Source organism: Pseudomaricurvus sp. (assembly GCF_965662505.1).
Lineage (GTDB): Bacteria > Pseudomonadota > Gammaproteobacteria > Pseudomonadales > Cellvibrionaceae > Pseudomaricurvus.
Genome location: NZ_CBFIHX010000162.1, coordinates 1 through 6193 on the forward strand (window position 1 = coordinate 1; position 6193 = coordinate 6193).

At 51.6% G+C, this 6193-nt stretch carries 3 protein-coding genes; all 3 read left to right on the forward strand.

What is annotated here, in order from left to right; all coding sequences use genetic code 11:
* The coding region (locus ACTG33_RS15590) for an efflux RND transporter periplasmic adaptor subunit (protein ID WP_439136145.1) at window positions 1-853 on the forward strand (853 nt) is incomplete at its 5' end.
* The gene (locus ACTG33_RS15595; protein ID WP_439136146.1) at window positions 850-3972 is read left to right on the forward strand and encodes an efflux RND transporter permease subunit; all 3123 of its coding nucleotides are present in this window, start codon (window positions 850-852) and stop codon (window positions 3970-3972) included. The genes ACTG33_RS15590 and ACTG33_RS15595, both read left to right, overlap by 4 nt.
* 463 nt (window positions 3973-4435) lie before the next feature.
* Window positions 4436-6025 (forward strand): arylsulfatase, encoded by a 1590-nt coding sequence (locus ACTG33_RS15600; RefSeq protein ID WP_439136147.1) that lies wholly within the window; start codon window positions 4436-4438, stop codon window positions 6023-6025.
* Window positions 6026-6193: the final 168 nt, after the last annotated feature.

The window sequence follows — 6193 nt, forward strand, 5'->3', positions numbered from 1 at the left end:
AGCACAGAAAGACTGGCAACGTCTTGGCGACGGCGAAGCAGCGTCCGATTTGGTACTGCGCAAACCACAACTGGCCGCTGCCGAAGCGCAATTGTTTTCAGCCCAGGCCAACTACGACAAAGCGCAACTCGACCTGGAACGCACCCGTATACGCGCCCCTTTTAACGGTCGGGTGAAATCCGCCATGGTGGACTTGGGTCAATACGTGAATGGCAGCACCGAGCTGGCGGAAGTTTTCGCCACGGATGTGGTGGAAATTCGCCTGCCGCTGAAAAACAGCGAACTGGCACTGATCAACCTGCCCGAGGACTATCGAGGACAGCCGGTCGACCCTGAGCGCTACCCGGATGTCAAAATCATCAGTGATTTGGGTGTTCCGGAAGAGTGGCACGGCAAGATTGTTCGCACCGAAGCCGCCATCGATTCAAACAGCTATCAGCTGTATGTGATTGCTCAGATTCAGGATCCATTTGCGGTGGATCAGAGTGATAAGTCTCCACTGAAAATCGGCCAGTACGTTACAGCCCGCATAGAGGGTAAATCCGTTGAAGACGCCCTTGTGGTACCCGCCAACAGCATTTATCAGGGCAGCTATCTGTTTGTGATTGAAAACGGCTCGCTACAACGCCGTGATGTCAGTCTCAGTTTCCAAACACCGAAGGAAGCCGTCGTTCTTGAAGGCCTGAATCCGGGCAGCGAATTGATTGTATCGCCCCTGGGGCAAGTCACCAGCGGTACACAGGTATCGGTGATGAACGACGATGACAACACGCGAACCGCCAATAGCGACACTGACGACTCACCCGACTCCGGCAATTCCGACGCCTCCAATCTAGCGAGACAAAACCCATGATCGCCTGGTTTACCCGCAACCACGTCGCCGCCAACCTGTTGATGGTGACTCTTCTGTTTATGGGCATCATGTCCCTGCAGACTCGCATCCCACTGGAAATCTTTCCCACCATGGGAGCAGATCGTATTGAAGTAAATGTTTCCCTCAGAGGCTCCACCCCGGAAGAGGCAGAACAGTCCGTCGCCATTCGTGTAGAGGAAGCGATTCAGGATCTTGAGGGCATCAAGAAAATAAGTAGCCGTTCAAGCGAGGGCAGAGCCTCGGTCGACATCGAAGTGGAAAGTGGTTATGACCCACGCGAATTGCTGAATGATGTCAAAACCCGGGTAGATGCTATCAACACCTTCCCCTCGGAGGCCGAAAAACCGGTGATCAGCCTCGACATCTGGACCCGGGATGTCATCAGCGTCGCGGTGGCGGGTAATCTGACTGAAAAAGAAATTCGCCAACAAGCCGAACGTGTCCGCGATGATCTGCTGAGCATTCCCGGTATTACCCAGGTAGAACTGGACGATGTACGGGATTATGAGATTTCCATTGAGGTGCCTCAGGATCGGCTGCGACAGTACAATCTTCAATTATCAGATGTCGCTACCGCCATCGACAACAGCTCGCTGGATCTGTCCGCCGGTAACGTGAAAACCTCTGGCGGCGAAGTCCTGATTCGCCTCAAAGGACAAGCCTACAATCGACCCGAATTTGAAAACATCGTAGTGGCGACCAATCCCGACGGCAGCATCGTCCGCGTAGGCGATATTGCCACGGTCAAAGACGCCTTTACCGAAGACCCGATGCGCAGCCGTTTTAACGGTCGCCCTGCCGCAATGATCGAAGTGTTTCGCGTTGGCAGTCAAAGCGCCATCGATGTAGCGACAAAGGTTAAAAACTATGTCGCTGAGCAACAAAATAACTTGCCACTTGGGCTCGAACTGTCCACCTGGCGCGATAAATCTACCATTGTAAAAAGCCGCTTAAAAACCCTGACCAGCAGTGCCATTCAGGGTGGTATTCTGGTACTGGCGCTACTGACGTTGTTTCTCAGACCTTCCGTGGCTCTCTGGGTATTTATCGGTATCCCAGTCAGCTTTATGGGCGCGTTTATCTTTATGCCCTTCTTTGGTATCACCCTCAACCAAATGAGTTTGTTTGGCTTTATTCTGGTGTTGGGTATTGTCGTGGACGATGCCATCGTCACCGGCGAAAACGTTTATCGCCATCTCCAAAATGCGGAGGATGGTGAATACGCGGCCATTCAGGGCACCAAAGAAGTCGCCGCTCCGGTCACCTTTGGGGTGCTCACTACGGTCGCAGCTTTTATCCCCATGACCATGATCGAAGGCCCTCGTGGCGTCATGTTCCAGAACATTGCTGTGGTGATCATTCCTATTCTGCTGTTCTCGCTGATCGAATCCAAATTCGTACTGCCCGCTCACCTGAAATATCTTTCAGTGGGTAAGAAACGTTCCACCAATCGCTTCAGCCGATGGCAGCAAAATATCGCCAACAGTTTTGAGGAATTTGTTCTGCGTTACTACCAGCCCCTGCTGGAACACTGCCTAAAACACCGCTACGCCACCATTTCGGTTTTTATTGGTGTGCTGCTGATCATTGTCTCCCTGGTTGCCAGCGGCTGGACACGCTTTGTATTTTTCCCACGTTTGGAATCAGAAACCATTACCGTGTCTCTGGTGATGCCCACCGGCACCCCGTTTGAAGTCACCGATCGCTACATCGAACGTATGACCGATGCAGCCATCACCTTACAAGACACATACCGCGATCAGGAGACTGGTGATTCCATTGTGATGAATATCCTCTCGTCTACTGGCAATGCAGGACGTGGGCAACGGGGCTCCGGCAACGGTCGGGTTCGCATCGAGATTGTTCCCCCCGAGGAGCGGCTGCTGCAAACCTCCAACCGTGAACTCGTCAGTGAGTGGCGTAAATTGATCGGAGAGATCCCCGGCGCAGAAGAAATCGCATTCCGTTCTGAAATCATGCACATGGGCAATCCGGTCAATATCCAGCTCAGCGGCAACAATATGGTTGATCTGCAAAAGGTTGCTGAGCTGGTCAAAATCCAATTGGCTAAGCACAAGGGAGTATTTGATATCTCCGACAGTCTCGCTGAAGGCAAACAGGAATTGCGCATCAAACTGAAACCTCAGGCTTACGCTCTGGGCCTAAACGAATCCAGCGTAATCCGTCAGGTACGGGAAGCTTTTTACGGATACGAAGCCCAACGGATCCAGCGTGGTCGTGATGATGTCCGGGTTATGGTGCGCTTCCCGCTAGAGGAGCGGGAAGCCATTGCCAACCTGCAAGACTTCCGCATACGAACCGACGACGGCCGCAGTATTCCGGTCGCACAGGTGGTGGAATTGGTACCCGGCACCAGCCCCACTACCATCTACCGCAATGACCTGAAACGCACACTAAGTGTCGTCGCTGACATCGACAAAGGCGTCGCCAATATGACCATCGTCAACGATGATCTGCGCGCCTTTCTCGACAAGTCTCTGATGCAATACCCCGGCGTGTCCTACTCCCTGGAAGGGGAAGCCCGCGAACAGGCGGACTCTTTCCAGAGCCTGGCTTATGGCCTGGGGTTTGTAGTGTTTGCCATCTACACCCTGCTGGCCATTCCATTCAAATCCTATGGTCAGCCACTGATTGTCATGTCCGTGATTCCGTTTGGCACCATTGGCGCGTTTGTCGGCCACTGGCTAATGGGCATGGACCTGACGATTTTCAGTATTTTGGGGATTTTGGCTCTGATCGGCGTGCTGGTGAACGACAGCCTGGTTCTGGTGGACTCCATCAACCAACAGCGTCGAAAAGGCATGCATCCTCTGGAAGCGATCCGACTGGCAGGCGCGGCCCGTTTTCGCCCGGTGATACTCACCTCCATGACCACCTTTATGGGACTGGTGCCTTTACTGTTTGAATCCAGCACACAGGCACAATTCCTCATTCCCATGGCGGTATCGCTGGGTTTCGGAATCTTGTTTGCCACCTTTGTGACGCTGCTGTTGGTACCCATCAATTATCTGATAGCCTGGGAACTCAAACAGAAATTGTCAGGCCAGCCTGTCGAATTAGTCCCCAGCGCTCCTTAACTCTCCTCGATCCGCTTCTTACACGCCATCCAGGTTCAGGCTTTTCGGGTTACACCCGCAAAGCCTGAACCATCCCTAAATAAAAAGCCTGAGCCATCCCTAAATAAAAAGCCTGAGCCTGTCTTCCAGACCGTAAACAGTTGCAACCCAACAACTCTCCGCACTCCTCTTTCAGCGTTCACCTGCAAGCGCTCTTCCACATTCATAACTTTCTTAATATTCAACGTGTTAACAACACAGACTGCTTCCGTCCTCCATAAAATCCAATAAACGAGATAATTGTGTATTCATTGTACGAATGACGCATAAATCTTCCCAGATAATTGGGCAATACCCTGAAACGTGGTCTACCTTATTCTAGTGAAGCTTGGCTTTACCCTGCCCGACCATCTGTCAGCAAAGGTAAGACTGGGATTTCAAAGAAAAGGCTTTTCTACTAAAGACAGTTATGGAGAAACACCCAATGAAATTATCACACCTCTTGGCCGGCCGACGCCGCGGCCTCCGGGTGGGCTTGCTGGCCAGCGCATTTGCTCTGCTAACGCCCTTCGGAGCTTCGGCTGCCGATAAGCCCAACATCCTGGTCATCTGGGGGGATGACATCGGCATCCCACAAATCAGTGCCTATACTCGCGGTTTAATGGGTTACCAAACCCCCAATATCGACCGAATAGCCAATGAAGGTATGCTGTTTACCGATTCTTACGGTCAACAAAGTTGCACTGCCGGCCGAGCCAGCTTTTTGATGGGTCAAGAGCCTTTTCGTACCGGTCTGCTGACTATCGGTATGCCTGGTGACTCTCACGGGATTCAAGACTGGATGCCAACCGTTGCCGATGTGATGAAGTCGCAAGGTTACGCCACCGGTCAATTCGGTAAAAACCACTTGGGTGACCAGGACAAACACCTGCCAACCAACCATGGTTTCGACGAGTTCTTCGGCAACCTTTATCACCTTAACGCGGAAGAAGAGCCAGAAGGCTACTTTTACCCGAAAGACCCTGAGTTTAAGAAAAAGTACGGACCACGGGGCGTCATCAAATCCACTGCTGATGGCAAAATCCAGGACACCGGTCCACTGGATACCAAACGCATGGAAACCATCGACGAGGAATTCCTCGCCGCAGCGAAAGACTTTATCCAGCGTCAGGTGAAGGCCGACAAACCATTTTTCACTTGGTTTAACAGCACCCGTATGCACGTATTCACCCACTTGAAAGAAGAGTCACGGGGTGTCACCGGTAAAGGTATTCACGCCGACGGCATGGTTGAGCACGACGGTCATGTCGGTCAACTTCTGGATCTGCTGGACGAGCTGAAAATCGCCGACAACACCATTGTGATTTACAGTACCGATAACGGTGCCGAAATCACTCTGTGGCCAGACGGTGCCATGACTCAGTTCCGTGGAGAGAAAGGTACCACTTGGGAAGGTGGCTTCCGCATTCCTATGATGGTTCGCTGGCCAGGCCACATCAAGCCAGGGAGTGTCTCTAACGAGATCATCTCTAACTTGGATTGGTTCCCGACGTTGGCCGCAGCTGCCGGTGCAGGAGATGTCAGAGCGAAACTTGCCAGCGGCGCAAGCTACAACGGCAAAAAGTTCAAAGTTCATCTGGATGGCTACAACTTCCTTCCCTATCTGGAAGGCAAGAAAAAAGAAGGTCCTCGTGAGCAAATTTTCTACTTTGATCAAGGCGGCAACCTTAACGCTGTCCGCTGGCGGGATTGGAAAGTGAGCTTTGCGGTAAACGACGGTAATATCGCCACAGGTACCCGCAAGACAACCTCTTGGTCTGGCATTACCAATCTGCGTATGGATCCATACGAAAAAGCTGAACACGAAGCTGGCGGCTATCTGGAGTGGTACGCACGCCAAATGTGGCTACTGGTACCGATTCAACAGCAGATCAAGAACTTCTTCTCTGACTTCAATGATTATCCTAATCAGTCAGGTTCTTCACTGAATGCTGGCAACATCAATTACGATTTGCTGAAAAAGCAGGATGCCATAAAGAGACTGAAAAACCTGGAAACCATGAAGCCTCGCTAAGCTTCAACTTCCATCAACTGGCCAGCCTTAAATTGGCTGGTTAATTTAAAGAGAGCGAGCAGTTAGCGCTCTCTTTTTTACGTCCTCCTTCTCTCAATTCAATCCGTAAAAAGCCTTTAGACGGCTAATACTAAAAACTGACCGTACAAACTGACAGAGAATACTAAA